This window comes from Luteibacter mycovicinus (genome assembly GCF_000745235.1).
GTDB classification, from domain to species: Bacteria; Pseudomonadota; Gammaproteobacteria; order Xanthomonadales; family Rhodanobacteraceae; genus Luteibacter; species Luteibacter mycovicinus.
Genome location: NZ_JQNL01000001.1, coordinates 4,560,325 through 4,576,433, shown reverse-complemented (window position 1 = coordinate 4,576,433; position 16,109 = coordinate 4,560,325). Strand labels below are relative to the sequence as shown.

The following is a 16,109-nucleotide window of genomic DNA, read 5'->3' as shown; positions in this document are numbered from 1 at the left end:
AGACCACTAGTAGTTCGACAATGCGTTCTCATGCTCACGGCTCTCCTATGCGGTGCCGTATCGGCTACCGACCGGACGTCAGACGGGAGCGTGCGGTCTGTGCTCGCAGATGCCGCACATACACACACGTACATGGGGGCTCTGGGCAAGCGGTGGCGTATGCCACTGGAGGCAGAGGTTCCCAAGGTCGATCTTTATCTCGGCATGAGCGAAGACGACCGGCCTGAGCCGTTGCTTTACGCAGTCGCCGCGACGACGTCGCAAGGATGGCCGGTCGAACGAAGCGACGGTTCCGTTCAGGTCGACTCGTGCCGACCACAATCGTGCGAGGAAAAGAGCCTGATCTGGGCGTCCAGTGACGGCGTGGTCGTTGGTGCGCTCGTCCATTTCTTCTACCAGGATGCCAAGACGTCGGCGCGCCGTTCGCTTCTCATCTGGTCCAGCGAAACCGGCCTCGACACGCTGCCACATGGCTTCGTCATGGCTCTCACGGAATGGCTTCGCCAGCCAGCGTCGGTCGCCGGCTTCAACGCCATCCGCATGGTCGGTCCAGGCGGAAGAGTCGTCGACGTTCCTCCCGGAAGGCTTTTGCCATGAAACATCCCGCCTTCATCGCCGGTCTTTCCCTCGCGCTCCTACTTTGCGCCGTCCCGTTCCCGGCGGTCGCAGACGAGCCGTGCTGCGACAATGCGCACGGATACCACCACTCTGGCCCCCTTTACCTCGGCGTGCCCGTGGCCTTCGATGGTGGCGAGAAAACACCCGGACGCTACGGGGTTCTCGTGCCAATGGACGGTTCCGATGCGCTGTTCGCTGCTTGCTCGAGTCACGGTGGTGTATGGGTAGCTGGCGAAACCAACCCGGTCGCTTGCAACCGTGTCACCAAGGGGGACACCCTCGCAGTGCTTGGAGTCGATCCGGCGGCTCTCGGTGGCGCGGGTCAGGGCCTTGCGCTCCCGGTGGTTTTTTCGACGACCGCGTTCAAGCTATTCGAGCCCTCCATAGCTAAAGCCGTGCCCGTGGATGTTGCGTCCGTACGAGCACTCGACCCGTCCCTCGATTCTGCGGCGATCGAAACGATCAGCCTGCCAGACGGCTCATCCCTGTTGTTCATGGCAGGTACGCGACACGTTCCCGACGGTAATGGCGAAAACGACTGCGCAACGACCGCCGAGACCGTCTTCACTCGCGAACACGGGATACTCCGTCGGGCTGCCGAACTGCCCGCTCGCCCCACGGGCCTTGTCCTTGCCGACAAACCCTATCTCATCGTTCCTGTCGATTGTGGCAAGCGCGTGGGCATTTGGGCCGTCGGTAAAATAGTCGAACAGGTTGGGTACTTCGACAACGGCTACGAGTACGGCGGTTGACGATCGGCAAAACTTCGCTGCTATCGCAACAGAAAGGATCAGAGTTGTTAACTCAACGGCCGGCCTTACTCAATAATGCAAAGCTGCGCTGGATTGTTCTGGCACTCGTTGCACTCGCGGCCTGCGGGCTATGCCTGATCGGCTCCTGGCAAAGCGGGCGCCATTTTCTCCAGGTGCAGGGGACGCGTCCTGCCGGCGCCGCTTGTCCACATGAACGCACCCAGCCCTGGAAGATCCCTGGCCTCGATCACATCGTATCTATCGCCTACCAGGGCGGCTGGCTGGCGGCAATCGACAGTGAAGGCCGCACCTGGTCGTATCGTGCGCAACCAACCGAGTATTGCATCGGCACGCCACAACATGTCTATTTAGGACGTCACGCTGGCGACGACGATCCGTCAGCCACCCGGATGTATAAACTCGCGTCGTCGACATCGGAAGCCATCGGGCTGTCCGACGACGGGCGCGTTGTGCGCTGGTACCACGACCGCGTCAACGATGCATGCCCACATGGCAGTCATCATCCCGGAACCTGCCAGGATCGAATTACTGACGTTCGCCGAGACATGACGGATGTGTCGCGAAGTCACGAGCATCTGCTCGCCGTTGATCGAGAGGGCGCTGTCTGGAGCGAGGGAATGAACGATTGCGGCCAGTTGGGCCGCTTCGACCGCCAGGGGCAGTTCTCTTCCGAATCGCGCGGTTATGGCCGTGTGCCTGGCTTGCCGAAGATCACCGCCGTGGCGACCGGAAGTCGCTACAGTGCGGCGCTAGATGAAGAGGGACGCGTATGGGGCTGGGGCAGTCTCTCGACATCGTGGGCTCTTGCAGGCGGAATCTACCACGCCGAGCCGATGGCCCCGCTATGCCGACCCGCAGGAAGGAGTGCCATGGGCCTGGACGAAACCCCGCATGTGTTACCCGTGCAGGTCACGGGGCTTCCATCTGTTCGTTCGATCGATATGTTCCAGAATTTCGTACTTGCGATCGATCGCGACGGCCACCCGTGGGCTTGGGGCTACGACGAATGTGGCGTCACCGGGCGTGATCCGAAGGCCCTCGCGGCGCAGGCGACGTTTCAGAGGCAGCCACAACGCATCGAGGGCATGCCGTCTCTGCTCGCAGTCAGCGCGGGCGTCCGACATGCGCTATTTCTCGACAAGAACGGCGTGGTCTGGGCGACGGGTAATGACGGCGCGGGGCAATTGGGAGCGATGGTTCCCCGACATACGGATCCACGACAGTGTGCGTCGAGCGAAGAACTCGGTGCCGACGAGAACTATTCAGAAGTGCCGGTGAAGGTACCCTCTCTGCCCGTTATCGTGGGTATCGCGGCGGGACGCGACCGCAGCGCCGCACTCGATCGCGACGGACATGTATGGATCTGGGGCCGTTATCCGTAAAGAAACTTACATGACACGGTTATGAGGACCTACTCGATGACCGCAGGCACCTTATGGTCCCTGTCGACCGCGGCAAGCGGGTAGCATCTGGATGATGGAAAGAAGCGCCGAAAAGATCGGCTATTTTGACAAGGGATACGAATACAGTGGGAACTGAACACACCATCGGTTTTATCGCCGGCACGCCCGTGTGGACCAGGTCTGGCCTGGTGCCCATCGATCAGATCGGCGTCGGAGACGTGCTTCTTGCGCCTCCCAATGAGTATGGCGCCGACAACGAGCACGCCTCTGTCACCTACGTCTCGACAACTCCGTGCGATGCGATTGTCGCGCTGATCTATGCCGATCCCGCCACGCCAGGCCGATCCGCAACGACGTTCACAACGACGAACGAGAGCGTCTGGCTTGAGCAGCACGGTTGGCGACCGACTCGAGCGGTACGTCTCGGAGACCGCTTGCGGTGCCACGACGGCAAGTTGATGTCGGTTGAACTGGTCTCGCCGGTGTTCGAGGTACGGCCCGGCGTCGGCTGGTTTCCGGTCGCGCCCACGATGGACACGATCGGTCACGTGATCGATTTTTCTGGACCGACATGGCGACTTCTGAAATCGTATGTCAACCAGCCGCTTGATATGCCGGATGATGGGACGCGTCTATCCGTGAAAGTATTCACGCTTGGAGTCGCGGGCGGTGGTGCTTACTTTATTGGAAGCGCGGGAATTCGCGTGAGCGGAGCATCTAATCTCAAATGACTCGACATCCGCATTCTCCCGTCAGCGGTATCCCCTCGCCCTCGCTCAGGTCACTCGCATTATCGACATCGGTACTAACGCTCATCACCCTGAGCCCGGTGTCCAGGGCGGATGTCGTTACCGAAGGCGCGGCAAACGCTGTTCACGCCATCTGCCCTAACGCGTCAATCGATGCGCCGAACGATGCGGCGGGCGCGCTGATGCCTGGCGGGGCGATGGCTGTCCCGATGGTTGTGGATTGCGATCGCGACCAGACCGTGGAGATCATGGTGGCAGTGAGGACATCGCAGGGTGATTACCGCATCGCGTACAGAACGAAGCGATGGGGTGCCTCAGAGCGGCGCTGGGACCGCGTCTCGATACGGAACTTCGTGCTCGTCTATTCGAAGGGTTGCGCGGCATCGTGCGAGCTCGTCTGGGAAAGCAACTATAAGTTCAAGCTCATTGAAGGCAAGCTCACTCTCATTGGTGAGAAACGGCGCGACCAGTCACGTGCTGACGACGCGACCGGAACCGTGTCGGACTATGGAAGCAGCATCAATTACTTGACAGGAAACGAACTTGTCTGGCGGACCCTGCTCAGGAAAAGAGTGGAGAAAATGACGCACTTCGTCCTGGCCGATCTAGTGACTTTTGAGAACTTCGATAGCGACGAAGTGGATGAGATGCACTTCCACGTCAAAGGCATGAATGGCTTCATTGATGCCAACCTCCAGTACAAAGAGCAGCCATAGTGATGTTCCAAGGACTCCATTTGGGGCGACGAGCCCACATTTGAGTAGTCACTAACTTATCGCCCGGAAGAATCCAGCGCTCCTCACCAGTGCGCGATACGAATGCGTCAGTCCAGGGCTATATCAACCCCTCATCTGTCGCCTGTCGCAGCTTTTTCAGACGTTCCAAAACTGCGACCATTCGAACTGAAAACAAAGAGACAAATGGCGTTGCCTGCGATCAAGAGGAGGAGTAAAAACGAGTCGCGGGGCACTGCCACATTTGGGTGGGCGAGAAAAACAGCCCACGGCAATGCCAATACCATCTGCACAAGCGTAGTCACCGTTCCGCCCATTGGTCCCGCACTTGGGCGATCCACAATGCTCAGGAGCAGCATGAGAACAACCATCGCCAGGTAAAACACAAACAGTGAGCGTGGAATAATTCGACGCCTGCCGGAGACCAGGTGGCGACCCGCCCAGAGACCGAGCAGTGAAAACGACGCTATGAGCATGCTCAACACGGAAGTGGGAAGGTAGAGTTGACCGGAAGGCCGAAGATTTCTACATCTACACTTGCGACGCTTTCGCCAAGCCCCTTGTCGATCACGCCAAGCTTGCGCTCCCAGGCAGTTGGCGCGCTGTCCAGCTGAATGAGCCAGATGTGCAATGGAACAGTACCCATGGCAATGTCCGACCTTAGCTTCAATTTGGTATCACTGGCATCATCACGGTCTCGCATAAGATCGACGAGCATCCCGGCAAGATACGGCTGGCTGGCGGCTCTGCACCACGTTGTTGCCGAGGCGCGAGCCGCGACAAATACAGGCTCACACTGCAGCCACACGCCATCAGGCTGGGAAGTGCCGCGTGATAAGGTGACCGTGACCCCAGGGGTAAGCAGCGAGGCGTCCGCGGATGCGTTGTTCTTGATCTCCAGCGACACGATGTATGTGCCCCGATCCGAAGTTCCGCGAGAATAGTAACCGTCAGGCTCCCTTCGAAAACCTACGTCCGCCGGTGCTTGTCCGGCCGGACGCAGCCGTAGGGTGAACGTCTCGTCTACATACGCGGCAGCTGCCTCGCGATATGCCTTCTCGTCCGCCTGAGGCGAAGCAATAGCATCCTCCACTGTCGGTGACTGAGGTAGCGATGCCCCTTGAAGCGCTAAGAGATCGCGCCGCCACAACCAAACTCGCAACGCCGTCGATGCGGCAGGGTCGCGGAGATTCTGAAGTTCGGCCACCAGCGTATACGACTCGCGAACGTCAGTCGGCACTTTCTGCGACCGCAAGTCGCCTAGTTCTGTGGCTCGCGCGCGATCCGCGTGGACCGTTAGGCTCAAAAATGTTGTGGCCAAGGCAGCCAAAGCACAAAGCATCCGTTTCATTGTCTTCCCCTAGATTTCGGTCGGCGCCTTCGGCTGGCCGCGAATGATTGTAATGTTGCGAACACGCACTTGGCACGCCACCTTGCGGGTGCGAACATGACCGCATCACAGGGGATCGTTCACCGAGTATCCGACCCGCGCCCGGCTCTGCCAGGCGGCCGGTGACGTGCCGTCATGCTCGGGACGGACTGGATCCTCCGCACGTCACGAAGGGATTTGAACTAGGGATTCGACGGATGAAAAATATCAAACCCATTCACGGGGTCTCGGCGCTTGCCGCCATCCTGATCATCTGGATCGGCACGGCACTCATCGGCTCATGGAAATCCGGCCATGCCTCCCGCACCGGTGCCCCGGAGGCGGCCTTAAACTGCATGGGCGTACGCCGTGAACCCTTCCGAATTCCTGGCATGGAAGGTGCGACGGCAATCGCCTTCCAGAGTAGCCATCTTGTCGTCCTCGATGGCGAAGGAAGGATGTGGTCGTACCTCGTCACACAGTCACCTACGTGCGAAGGGCAAGCCACGTCCATCGATCCCGCGCATTCCCCGATGAGTCGGATCGCCCCTTCGGCGGTTGACGCCATTGGAATAACGTCCACAGGGACCCTTGCGACTTGGGAAGCGCAGGAGAGAACCCGGATGTGTCCCTCGGGAATCCGTGGCAGTGTTTGCGGCGCCTTCCTGAAAGAACATATCACTGGCCTTCGCGAAATCACGGGCAGCGCGTCGCACTTACTCATGGTCACACAGGACGGTAGCGTCATGAGCACTGGCATGAACGACTGCGGACAAACCGGCCGACCGTTGCCCCACCTGGCTGCACCGCGACTGGATATCGATCTCGTGCCAGGCCTTAGCGACATAGTTCAGGTCGCCGGTGGCAAGCGAAGCAGCATGGCCCTGGGCAAGGATGGCCGTGTGTGGACGTGGGGAAACCTTTCTCATCCTCTGATCGAATCGTCGTCCCCGCCGCAACCTACCCTCGATGCCGTCTACTGTGGTGGCTACGAAAATCCCTTCCACCTCCCCGAGGCAGCGAATCCTACGCCTGAGCCCGTCGCTGGCTTGCCGCCGATAACGGCGATCTCAAGCTTTCACGGCTTCGACCTGGCGCTGGACCGGAAAGGCCGCGTCTGGGGCTGGGGTTACAACGATTGCGGACAGCTCGGCGGCGACCCCACCACCCTCGTCGAACGAGGGGGTTTCCAGTATGCGCCCGCCATCATCGAGGGCCTGCCACCTATTACCGCCATGGCCGCCGGCCGGCGTCATGCGCTGTTTCTGGGCACTGACGGCAGCATCTGGGCTACCGGCGATAACGAGTTTGGCCAGCTGGCAACGAGAGCCACCCTCCCTTTTGGCGGGCAAACCTGTGTGTCGAGCACCCAGCGCGGCGGCCTCGATCCCTATTCGGGCAAACCGGTGCGCATCGAAGGCATTCCAACGGCAAAGGCGGTCGCTGCCGATAATGGCCACAGTGCCGCTATTGATGAAGACGGACATGTATGGATCTGGGGACGTTACCCGTGAGACGCGGACATCGACTTCTACTCACCGTAGCTCGGTGCAGAAAACGATCCATACGTCGCTCCGTCATACGCGATCTGCTGACGCTCGATCGTTACCACCTTACAGGATTTACCCGGAACACCCGATTCAATGCTGTCACGCGTAACCACGAGAAGATCCTTGAAGCCACGACTGCTGGTCGGCGCGATCGTGATCGCCGAGCGGACCGCACGCGTAGCGTCATCGCACCCAGGTGAACTACCGCCATCTGTTAAAAGCTCAACCTGGGTCGAAAAGATCCTGTCAATCGCCTCGCCGCGCCGAACGAACATCGTCAGGCGCGTCTCACTCCATTTCGAATGCGTGTTGTAGGGGTAGTGGACGTCGCGAACACCAAACGCACGAACGTCCGCGGCAAGTTGATAGCGCGCCGTATCAACTTCCGTCGCCCGCAAGGAGGAAGCATCCGAGACGAGATAGGCTGGATCTCGTCGCTTTGCCACAACTTTCCGGGCACGCACATCCCAGATAGCCACGTCCAGATTAAAATGCTCGTCGTCAGCAGGACTAACGATGGCGACAATAGAGGTGCCAGACGTGACCGGATCACGACGGCATGAGGACAAGGCCGGGTCGAAGGTAGGCAAGCGCAGCTCTCCGGCAACCGCTTCGATGATTTCGGCACCACAAACGCGCGCAGCGACATCGGGCACCCGTTCATTCGCGATGCTGCTGAACACCGTCATGACCGTGATAGCTAAAGCAGCCCGCCTGAAAAGCCGGCAAAAAACACGTATCGGCATTCGTTGCTCCTCCAGTATCCCGGACATAACCGTCAGCCCGCCTCATACCGGCGCCCAGGCGAACTAAAAACAAACAACAACGCCGCATTCCCTGCAGCAAACAGCCACGGAAAACCCGACCCATTCGGCAATCGATTATTCGGCGACAGCAAGGAAAGCGACCGAGGCAACCCCACCACCATCTGAGCCATTAAAGAAAGCACCCCTTTCATCGGCGCTCCCGTGCTTTCATCAAGGCCCGCAACGCAGAGGGCCACGACCACCAGTATCACGTAGCCGACGAACAGCCCACGAGGCAGGATGGCGCGATGGGCGGAGTTGTAATGTGCCGCACCTCCGGTCGCCAGTAAGGCCGCTGTAACGACCAGTACGGCCCAGGCTGTCGTCGGTACCGGGCTCCTGGCCGCTTCGATGGCGCGAACTCGATTCGCGATCTCCACGCCTGCGAGCTCCCGGACGCCCAACGCCGTTTCCCATGACGGGGCGTAGTCAGCACCAGAGTCTGCCATGACATGCCGGGTCGGGGTCCCGGTCTCCAGATCGACTCGCTTTACGATGCCATCAAAATGCTTGAGCGCCTCCACGATGTAGGCGACTTGTCCAGCTACCGTACCGCCAGGGCCAGAAGACCTGCACCACGTTCCGGCCTCTCCCCCCGCGCTGATCTGGACCGGAGCGCACGACAAAGACGCGTCGTCGACTTGAACACGAGCACCTAGCTCTGCATCCAACGATCCGCGATTCGTCACGACAGCCGCAACAAACACGTGGTCGCCAGTGCGGGTGACGTAGATTCCCTCCCCTGAACGAACGGTCTCAGGCGGGATTCCAGCGACACCGTCAACAGCCAGGCGGATGCTGAACCGTTCGGCCACGTAAGCCATCGCAGCCTCGCGGTATGCACCACTGTCGGCGAGCGGGGAGTCGATCGCTTGCTCCACCGTCATATACGGCGGCGTGCCACCTTCCAGACGAGTGAGGTCGCGTCGCCACAGCCACGTCCGCAGTGAAGGCGTCCATAGGTCTCCGTTTGCGTCGTACATCTGCCAAAGGAGCTTGTACGCGCCAACGTCATCATCCGGCACATTCTGCTGCAGGATGGAGTGAAGCGGCTCCTGCTGTTTCAACGGGTCGCCGGCCTGCCCCACCGCCGGCAACAAGCACAGCAATACGAAAACCCAGACGAATCGCTTCACTTCATCGAACTCCCGAATCAATCACCACCGACCGCAACTCATCCCGCCTCACCTGCCGCAGCCCAAGCCGACTCATCGGCCCTCGGTGAAAAGTCAAGCCGACTGGCTACTTCGCTTTATACCGACGTCCAGGCGCGCTCAAGACAAACAGTAGAGCCGCGTTCCCAGCGACGAAGAGCCAAGGAAAACCCGACCCATTTGGCAGATGATTAGCCGCCGTCAGCAAAGAGATCGACCAGGGAAGCCCGACGACTATCTCGACCAGCACGGACAATACGCCACTCATCGGGGCGCCCGTACTCTGATCGAGTCCTCCCAAAGCAACGGCCGCTGCAGCTAGCATCATGTACCCGACGAACCATCCACGCGAGACGACGGGGCCGTTTGCCGAACGGTAGTGTGCCGTGCCGCCGGTCGTAAGAAGGATCGCGATCACGACCAACATGGCCCAAGCCGCTCGTGGCGCACCACTCTCCGTGGTGATCTGACTTGGCGGCGTGGGAGGATGATAGACCGAGAACGCAGGATCACCCTCTCTCAGGGTCGTTTCCCAGTCGGTGGCGAGGGTGGGGTCATTCGCCAGCGTCACGTGGCGAGTGGGTGAACCGATGTCAATCTCGGCCTCGGGAACGACGCCATCTGGTGAGTTCAGCAATGCATCGATCCCGGCAAGTTGCCGATCCACGCTGCCGTGCCCGAGCGCAGTGGCACACCAAACGGGAATCGTCATGCCCGCCTTCACCTGTGAGAGATTGCACCTCAGATCCACGTCTCCATGAGCGACTCGCATGCGAATGCGGGCCTCTATTGGACCTTTATTCTGCACCGTCGCCTTCACGAACACTTCCTTTGAAGATCGCCTGGTGAAAATGCCCGGTGCCTCACGGGTAGTACCCGATGGCCGACCGGTTGCATCGTCAACGCCGAATCGAATGGAAAACGTCTTGGTCAGATAGGCCTGCGCCGCGTTGCGGTACGCTGCCTGATCGGCCATGGGTGATTCAATGGCTTCTTTCACCGTCGTAGGCGGTCGCGGTGAGCCATCGATGGCGGTCAGGCTGCGTCGCCAGATCCATGTACGCAATGCAGGCGCATAGGCCTCGCCACTCGCGGCCTCAAGCGCCCAAAGCCTTTCATAGGCGCCAAGGTCATCGTCTGGAACCTCCCTTTGCAGAACGGAGCGAAGGCGTTCCTGTTCATTCAGGGGATCTCCTGCCTGCGCCACCGCAGGCAGCAAGCACAGAAGCACGAAAACCCAAACGAATCGCTTCACTTCATCGAACTCCCGAATCAATCACCACCGACCGCAGCCCATCCCGCCTCACCTGCCCCGGCCCGAACTGACTCACCTTCCCATCCAGCAGCACCACCGCATAGTCGGTATGACCCATCGACACCCGCGTGCGATGCCGGTCCAGGTAGTTCAGGACTTCGAAATCGCCGATGGTCCGCACCTAATCCGGTCGCCCAAGCGTGGCCACCACCTGGTCGCGGCTCGCGCCGATATCGATCTGCGTGATTTTGTGACCGGTCGTCTGGCACCCGGTGACCGCGATCACCAGGGCGACCGCACAAAGCATCCGTTTCATTGTTTTCCCCTGTTTCCGGTCGGCGCCGTCGGCGGACCGTAGGGCATTGTAGCGTCGTGAAGGCGCACTCGGCACGCCACCTTGGGGGTGCGAAAATGCCGACCGTACAGGGGTCACGCCGACGCTGCATGACACGTACCACGCGCACACCGGCCAGCTCAGCCTGAACCAGCCGCTCTGGCGAAAAGCCAACAGCGTCGCGCTGGACCAGGCGAGCCACGCGAGCGATCAGGCCAACTGGCAGATGGCCGACACGGAGCAACAGCTCTACGTGAAGCTGGCTACGAGCTGGTTCGACCTGATGGAAGCGCGCGACGTCGTCGACTTTCGCGGAAACCGTACGCCGTGAACGCAGCGGCGGTCGGGCCCTGCGCCGCTACGTCACGTGGTTACAGGATCGGGCCGAAAAACACTACGACCGGCAACGCATCGACACGCAGCGAAGGGATGTCGTACAGCGCCTGCCACGCGGTTAGTGCACCGATCGGCAACGTGGACGCTTCGATGGCAGTCAACATGTCAGGGAGCCGGGTGACCTCTGACGGCAGGACACTGGCCTGCTCGGCCGCAGCCCCGTTGCGCCAGAAGTCGATCAGGCCGACGACGCGGTCGCCGATGGCGAAGCCCTGAGTCCCGGCACCAGCATGCGCCACTCGCCCCGCGAACTCGTGACCGATGATGACGGGAAGCGCACGAGGCGAACCGTCGGGTAAGGCCATCGTTCCATTCGTGACCCACGCGGGTTCGCCGAAGGTCATGCCAACGGCTTCGACGTCGATCAGCAGCCGGTCGTCGGCGTTGGCGGGCACCTGCGTCTCGCCCACGTGGATCGTGAGATCGCCGGACCCGGCATCCGCAATCCAGGCCGCTTTCATCGTGGACGGCGTGCTCATAGCTGACTCATCCCGCCGTCGATGATGATCTCGGTGCCGACGATGAAAGCCGACTCCGGCGAGGCCAGGTGAAGCACCGTCGCGGCGACTTCTTCCGGACGGCCAAAGCGGCCAATCGGCACCTGGGACTGGATGCTGTCCGCGGTGGCCTGCAGCGTCGCCGCATCCATGCCGAGCTTGCCGTAGAGCGGCGTCTGCACCGGGCCCGGGCTTACGACGTTCACGCGTACGCCCTGCGGGATCAATTCCGCCGACAGCGTCTTGGCCAGGGAGATCAGTGCCGCTTTCGTCGCGGCATAAACGGACGAGTTCGGCATGCCGATGTGGGCGTTGATCGAGCCGTTGAGCACGATCGATGCACCGGTATTGAGGTGAGGTGCCAGCGCCTGGATCTGGAAAAAAGCACCCTTGATGTTGGTATTGAAGCTGAGGTCCCAGAACGCTTCATCCACCTCGGCCAGCGAGGCGAAGCGGGCCATACCGGCGTTGATGAATACCGCATCCAGCTTGATCCCGAGGTCGGCCACGGTGGTGCCCAGCGCACGGGCATCGGTGATGGAACCGGCGTCGTTGCGGATGACGGTGGCGCGCGGCCCCAGTTCGGCGGCGGCGCGGTCGATACCCGCCTGATCCCGGCCGGTGACGATGACCCGCGCCCCTTCGGCGATAAAGCCCTGAGCCACCGCGAAGCCGATGCCGGTGGTGCCGCCGGTGACCAGAACGTTCTTGTCTTTGAAACGGTTCATGACATGACTCCCGTGGGGTGGTTGATGGAAGCATGCTGCGCCGTGCCGTGTCTTTTGCCGTACCATCCTTTCGACGCACTCGTTCGAATGGGTCGAACGTCTTATGCTTTCGGATGATGAAATTGCCCTGCTCGAGGCCATTCGAGAGGCCGGCAGCCTGTCGCGCGCAGCACGCCGGCTGGGCAAGGCGCCTTCGACCATTTCGCACGCTGCACGGCAGCTGGAAGCACGTTTCGATGCCTTGCTGTTCGACCGGCGTCGTTACCGTCTGCAGCTGACACCCGCCGGCCAGCTGCTCGCGCAGGAATCCGCACGACTGGCCGCGGACGTCGGCCGCCTCACCCAGCGGGTCAAGCAGATCGCCGGCGGCTGGGAGGAACAGCTCTGGCTGGTCACGGACGAGATCTTCGAGTTCGAACTGCTGCTGCCATCGATCCGTGCATTCGACGCACTGGGTTCCGGCGTCACGCTGCGCGTAACCCACGAAGTCCTGGGAGGCACCTGGGAAGCCCTGGCCGACGGTCGCGCCGACCTGATCGTCGGAGCCACCAACGAACCACCGGCCATTCCGGGGCTGCGCTGGTTCGAACTGGGGACCATGGACTGGGTCTTCGCCGTGTCACCGCGCCATCCGCTCGCGAAGGAAACGAGCCCTCTCACGCAGGACGTCCTGGCCCACCATCGGGCGATCGTGGTCGCGGATTCGTCGCGCCGCCAGCGTCGCGGCTACGGCGTCGTCGGCGGCCAGCCCACGCTGGCGGTGCCGAGCATGCGCGCGAAGATGCGCGCCCAGCGCGAAGGCCTGGGCGTGGGCTGGCTGCCGCGCGACCGCATCCTCAGCCTGCTGAAGAACGGCAACCTCATTGAGAAGACGGTGGCCAATCCGCGCGAGCCCAACACGCTGTACGTGGCATGGCGGGAGGAACACGAAGGTCGTGCGCTCGCCTGGTGGCTGGACCAGTTTCGCGATCCGCGGCTGGCGAAGCGGCTGGTCCAGGGGGTCGACGCAAGCGCGACACCCTAGACGAGCAGACAGAGACGTCAGATGCGGAACGGTATGGGCTTGCCACCCAGCACGGTGTAGCTGTCGTCGAAGAAGTACCACGCTTCGTAGCGGCCAGGCGGCAGCGCATCGCCCGACGCGTCGGCCAGCATGACCGAGCCGACACCACGCGGCGCATACACCCAGCGGAGCAGGTGTTTTTTCGTGGGCTCCGAACCCGCGGCGAACACGCCGATCCAGTTCTTCGGACGGTGGTGCCACGGTGGCACCGCGTAGTCGAAGCGACGGCCCGCATAGCCCTCGCCCTGGATCGACACCAGCGCGTGGAACATCCGGTCGTTGCCAATGGCCGGGTCGGTGACCGGAGCCCGGAGCTTCTGCGGTACATAGCCAGCCATGCGTCGCAGGTAACCCGCCTGCCCCGCGACGCGCACGGCGACGTCGTACCAGCCACGGCTCACCTGCCACTCGATCGTCCGCTCGCAACCGGCCTCGACGCGCACCTGCATCGGTCCATTCTCGTAATACGCGTTATCGCCCAGCTGAAACACGCAAGCTTTGTCACCGGCCCGGTTGTCGAGACGAATGGAGAGACTGCCCTTCCACTCCTGATGCCAAGCACTGACTTCCGCCGCGAGTCCTGCGGACCCCATGGCCCGCTGATCGCCTCGCCACTCGCGCAGAAAGCCGTTGGGACCATGGATCGCGACGTCATAACGGCCGTCGTCGGCAACGGGCCGTACCGCTGAAAGCGACTTTCCGGCCTCGATCGTAAAGTGTTCGGAGGTCTGCGCCGCGGACATCGGCTGATGAAACCCGATGAGGGCGACGCCGATCGCCCCGGTATTGGCGAAGCGCAGCGCCAGCTGACCTCCGTCGACCCGCATGTCCGCCGCAAAGGCGTAGTCCGTACGACAGGCTGCCCGCGTGGCGGGTGCCTGGACCGGGAAGACCTGTGGCGCGGGCACGGCCGCGCTTTCGGTACCGTTCCGGAAATGCGTCGCCGTATCGATACGGCGTGGCAGCGACGGCCGGAAATCGAAAGCTTCCGTGAGATCGCCGCAGACCGCACGTCGCCACGGCGAAATGGCATCGCAACGCACCGCATCCTTTTCGCGACCCTGATTCGACAGACCCTTCGCCGCCGACCACGCTTCGAGCAGGCGGATCACGGAGGTATGGTCGCTCAGCTGCGAATGCACCTTGCCGCCGGCGGTCCACGGCGACACGATCACCATCGGCACGCGCGGGCCGAGTCCTACCGGGATCGCATCCATGGTTTCCGCGGCACCCGCGTCCTCCAGGGTCATCTCGCCGTAGGCATCGCTGGTCGCCGGAACCGGTGGCGGCACGTGGTCGAAGTAGCCGTCGTTCTCGTCGTACATCAACAGGAACACCGTCTTGCGGAAGACCTCCGGGTGGTCGTTGACCAGTACGTCCAGCAACCTGGCGGTGAACGACTCGCCGTCGCCCGGCGATGAGCTGGGATGCTCGCAAAACGCCGACGGCGCCACGATCCACGAGACGCGCGGCAGGCCCGCTTTCACCTCACCGGGTGCGGGATCGTCCGGCTCCATGCCGGCGGCGACGTCCTTCGCGAACTGCGCGACCAGCGCGTCGCCGGTCTTGCCACTGGGCTGCGCAAAGACGCGCCCACGGCGATACAAGGTCTGGAACGTCGGATCGTCCGAGGTATCGATCGGCTTGCCGGTGTTATCGACCCGGAAATTCTTGTAGTACTGGAGGTAGTTATCGCCGTAGTTGTCGTACTCCTGGTAGATCTTCCAGGTGATGCCGTTCTCGGTAAGCGTCTCCGGATAGGTCTTCCAGTCCGCGATACCGGCGGCTACCGCCGCGTTCCTCGCCTCAGGCGACTGGCCGAGCATCGCCGGGGTGATGTCCTTGTTGATGTCGCAGGCGATGTCCGCGACGTAACCGCAGCTGCCGTAGTTGTCCGGAAAATTCATCGGCGGCGGCACGGTGCCCGACCACAGGCAGAACCGGTTCGGATCGGTCGCCGCGAAGATCGAGCAATGATAGGCGTCGCATACGGTGAACGCGTTGGCCAGCTGGTAGTAGAAAGGCAGGTCGTCTGCGTTGAGAAAGCCCATCGCCTGCCGGCTCTTCAGCGGCACCCAGGTGTCCCAGTTGGACCAGGTCTGCTGTGAAGCCTTCCAGCTGTGATCCAGATCGGCCATGTACTGGTACTGCACGTTGCCTGGCGCGTTCAGGCGAAACGGCAGCACGTAATTCGTCGACTGCGCGGCGCGATCGGTGTCGTACCAGCCCTTCGGTTGCGTCCACGCCGCATGGGCCACGTGATCGCTGAAACCGCGGCTTGCCGCGTCGAGGCCTTCTGGCTGGTACCAGGCGTAGTTGCCACTAGGCAGCGGAACGGGTCGCGGATCGCCGTAGCCGCGCACACCCGGCAGCATGCCGAAGTAATGGTCGAACGACCGGTTCTCCTGCATGAACACGATGATGTGCTCGATATCCGCCAGACCCGGCGTACCGGTGGGATTGTGCGGTTCGAGCGCCAGCGCTTTCTCGATCAGACCGGGCCAGCTTGAAAGCGCTGCGACGCCCGCGGTGCCCGCACCCATCTTGAGGAAGCGGCGTCGCTTGATATCGTCGATAGGGGGCATGCCCTGGCCTCACGTCAACCGGCCGGTGTTGGCCGGTACCCGATTGTCACTATCCATGTTGCAGTAGCGCGTCAGCCCCGTGTGACCACCCCGGA

The 16,109-nt window shown here is 61.8% G+C and carries 16 protein-coding genes; 8 read left to right on the top strand and 8 right to left on the bottom strand.

Annotation, left to right across the window (positions count from 1 at the left end; all coding sequences use genetic code 11):
• Positions 1-159 precede the first annotated feature (159 nt).
• The 5 genes from FA85_RS20395 to FA85_RS20375 all read left to right on the top strand — a co-directional run bounded on the left by FA85_RS20395 (position 160) and on the right by FA85_RS20375 (position 4,259).
• Positions 160-597 (top strand): hypothetical protein, encoded by a 438-nt coding sequence (locus FA85_RS20395; protein WP_036113344.1) that lies wholly within the window; start codon positions 160-162, stop codon positions 595-597.
• Positions 594-1,370, top strand: a complete 777-nt coding sequence (locus FA85_RS20390; protein ID WP_036113347.1) for a hypothetical protein — start codon at positions 594-596, stop codon at positions 1,368-1,370. Before FA85_RS20395 ends, FA85_RS20390 begins: the two co-directional genes overlap by 4 nt.
• The gene (locus tag FA85_RS21660) at positions 1,367-2,773 is read left to right on the top strand and encodes an RCC1 domain-containing protein (protein ID WP_156108735.1); all 1,407 of its coding nucleotides are present in this window, start codon (positions 1,367-1,369) and stop codon (positions 2,771-2,773) included. Before FA85_RS20390 ends, FA85_RS21660 begins: the two co-directional genes overlap by 4 nt.
• A 209-nt stretch (positions 2,774-2,982) precedes the next feature.
• Positions 2,983-3,525 (top strand): hypothetical protein, encoded by a 543-nt coding sequence (locus FA85_RS20380; protein ID WP_156108736.1) that lies wholly within the window; start codon positions 2,983-2,985, stop codon positions 3,523-3,525.
• Positions 3,522-4,259 (top strand): hypothetical protein, encoded by a 738-nt coding sequence (locus tag FA85_RS20375; RefSeq protein WP_156108737.1) that lies wholly within the window; start codon positions 3,522-3,524, stop codon positions 4,257-4,259. Before FA85_RS20380 ends, FA85_RS20375 begins: the two co-directional genes overlap by 4 nt.
• 131 nt (positions 4,260-4,390) lie before the next feature.
• Here FA85_RS20375 and FA85_RS22030 read toward each other — a convergent pair whose 3' ends face one another.
• Positions 4,391-4,636 (bottom strand): hypothetical protein, encoded by a 246-nt coding sequence (locus tag FA85_RS22030; RefSeq protein WP_156108738.1) that lies wholly within the window; start codon positions 4,634-4,636, stop codon positions 4,391-4,393.
• 119 nt (positions 4,637-4,755) lie between these two features.
• A complete protein-coding gene (locus FA85_RS22025) occupies positions 4,756-5,184 on the bottom strand; it encodes a hypothetical protein (protein ID WP_156108739.1) in 429 nt (142 codons plus the stop codon).
• Positions 5,185-5,864: 680 nt separating this feature from the next.
• Between FA85_RS22025 and FA85_RS20365 the strand changes: the two genes are divergently transcribed.
• Positions 5,865-7,160: an RCC1 domain-containing protein gene (locus FA85_RS20365; protein WP_036113361.1), complete on the top strand. Its 1,296-nt coding sequence runs from the start codon at positions 5,865-5,867 to the stop codon at positions 7,158-7,160.
• Between the two features lie 17 nt (positions 7,161-7,177).
• Here the strand turns inward: FA85_RS20365 and FA85_RS20360 are convergent, their stop codons facing one another.
• The 3 genes from FA85_RS20360 to FA85_RS20350 all read right to left on the bottom strand — a co-directional run bounded on the left by FA85_RS20360 (position 7,178) and on the right by FA85_RS20350 (position 10,411).
• Positions 7,178-7,942: a PA3715 family protein gene (locus FA85_RS20360; protein ID WP_036113362.1), complete on the bottom strand. Its 765-nt coding sequence runs from the start codon at positions 7,940-7,942 to the stop codon at positions 7,178-7,180.
• A gap of 32 nt (positions 7,943-7,974) precedes the next feature.
• The gene (locus tag FA85_RS20355; protein ID WP_156108740.1) at positions 7,975-9,138 is read right to left on the bottom strand and encodes a hypothetical protein; all 1,164 of its coding nucleotides are present in this window, start codon (positions 9,136-9,138) and stop codon (positions 7,975-7,977) included.
• Positions 9,139-9,244: 106 nt separating this feature from the next.
• Positions 9,245-10,411, bottom strand: coding sequence for a hypothetical protein (locus FA85_RS20350; protein WP_036113368.1), 1,167 nt, complete (start codon positions 10,409-10,411; stop codon positions 9,245-9,247).
• 109 nt (positions 10,412-10,520) lie between these two features.
• On the opposite strand from FA85_RS20350, the gene FA85_RS22260 reads away from it, so the two are divergent.
• A complete protein-coding gene (locus tag FA85_RS22260) occupies positions 10,521-10,769 on the top strand; it encodes a hypothetical protein (RefSeq protein WP_156108741.1) in 249 nt (82 codons plus the stop codon).
• A gap of 347 nt (positions 10,770-11,116) precedes the next feature.
• Here FA85_RS22260 and FA85_RS20340 read toward each other — a convergent pair whose 3' ends face one another.
• Positions 11,117-11,620: an alcohol dehydrogenase catalytic domain-containing protein gene (locus tag FA85_RS20340; protein ID WP_051943670.1), complete on the bottom strand. Its 504-nt coding sequence runs from the start codon at positions 11,618-11,620 to the stop codon at positions 11,117-11,119.
• Positions 11,617-12,366, bottom strand: a complete 750-nt coding sequence (locus tag FA85_RS20335; protein WP_036113373.1) for an SDR family oxidoreductase — start codon at positions 12,364-12,366, stop codon at positions 11,617-11,619. The genes FA85_RS20340 and FA85_RS20335 overlap by 4 nt, the downstream gene beginning before the upstream one ends.
• A gap of 103 nt (positions 12,367-12,469) precedes the next feature.
• Between FA85_RS20335 and FA85_RS20330 the strand changes: the two genes are divergently transcribed.
• Positions 12,470-13,390: a LysR family transcriptional regulator gene (locus FA85_RS20330; protein ID WP_036113375.1), complete on the top strand. Its 921-nt coding sequence runs from the start codon at positions 12,470-12,472 to the stop codon at positions 13,388-13,390.
• 17 nt (positions 13,391-13,407) lie between these two features.
• Here the strand turns inward: FA85_RS20330 and FA85_RS20325 are convergent, their stop codons facing one another.
• Positions 13,408-16,014: a phosphocholine-specific phospholipase C gene (locus FA85_RS20325; protein ID WP_036117638.1), complete on the bottom strand. Its 2,607-nt coding sequence runs from the start codon at positions 16,012-16,014 to the stop codon at positions 13,408-13,410.
• Positions 16,015-16,109: the final 95 nt, after the last annotated feature.

Bases quoted from the DNA above. Each gene is read 5' to 3' on its own strand.
- FA85_RS20395 (WP_036113344.1), top strand. From the start codon at position 160: ATGCCACTGGAGGCAGAGGTTCCCAAGGTCGATCTTTATCTCGGCATG.
- FA85_RS20390 (WP_036113347.1), top strand. From the start codon at position 594: ATGAAACATCCCGCCTTCATCGCCGGTCTTTCCCTCGCGCTCCTACTT.
- FA85_RS20375 (WP_156108737.1), top strand. From the start codon at position 3,522: ATGACTCGACATCCGCATTCTCCCGTCAGCGGTATCCCCTCGCCCTCG.
- FA85_RS22030 (WP_156108738.1), bottom strand. From the start codon at position 4,636: ATGCTGCTCCTGAGCATTGTGGATCGCCCAAGTGCGGGACCAATGGGC.
- FA85_RS20365 (WP_036113361.1), top strand. From the start codon at position 5,865: ATGAAAAATATCAAACCCATTCACGGGGTCTCGGCGCTTGCCGCCATC.
- FA85_RS20360 (WP_036113362.1), bottom strand. From the start codon at position 7,942: ATGCCGATACGTGTTTTTTGCCGGCTTTTCAGGCGGGCTGCTTTAGCT.
- FA85_RS22260 (WP_156108741.1), top strand. From the start codon at position 10,521: ATGACCCATCGACACCCGCGTGCGATGCCGGTCCAGGTAGTTCAGGAC.
- FA85_RS20340 (WP_051943670.1), bottom strand. From the start codon at position 11,620: ATGAGCACGCCGTCCACGATGAAAGCGGCCTGGATTGCGGATGCCGGG.
- FA85_RS20335 (WP_036113373.1), bottom strand. From the start codon at position 12,366: ATGAACCGTTTCAAAGACAAGAACGTTCTGGTCACCGGCGGCACCACC.
- FA85_RS20330 (WP_036113375.1), top strand. From the start codon at position 12,470: ATGCTTTCGGATGATGAAATTGCCCTGCTCGAGGCCATTCGAGAGGCC.
- FA85_RS20325 (WP_036117638.1), bottom strand. From the start codon at position 16,014: ATGCCCCCTATCGACGATATCAAGCGACGCCGCTTCCTCAAGATGGGT.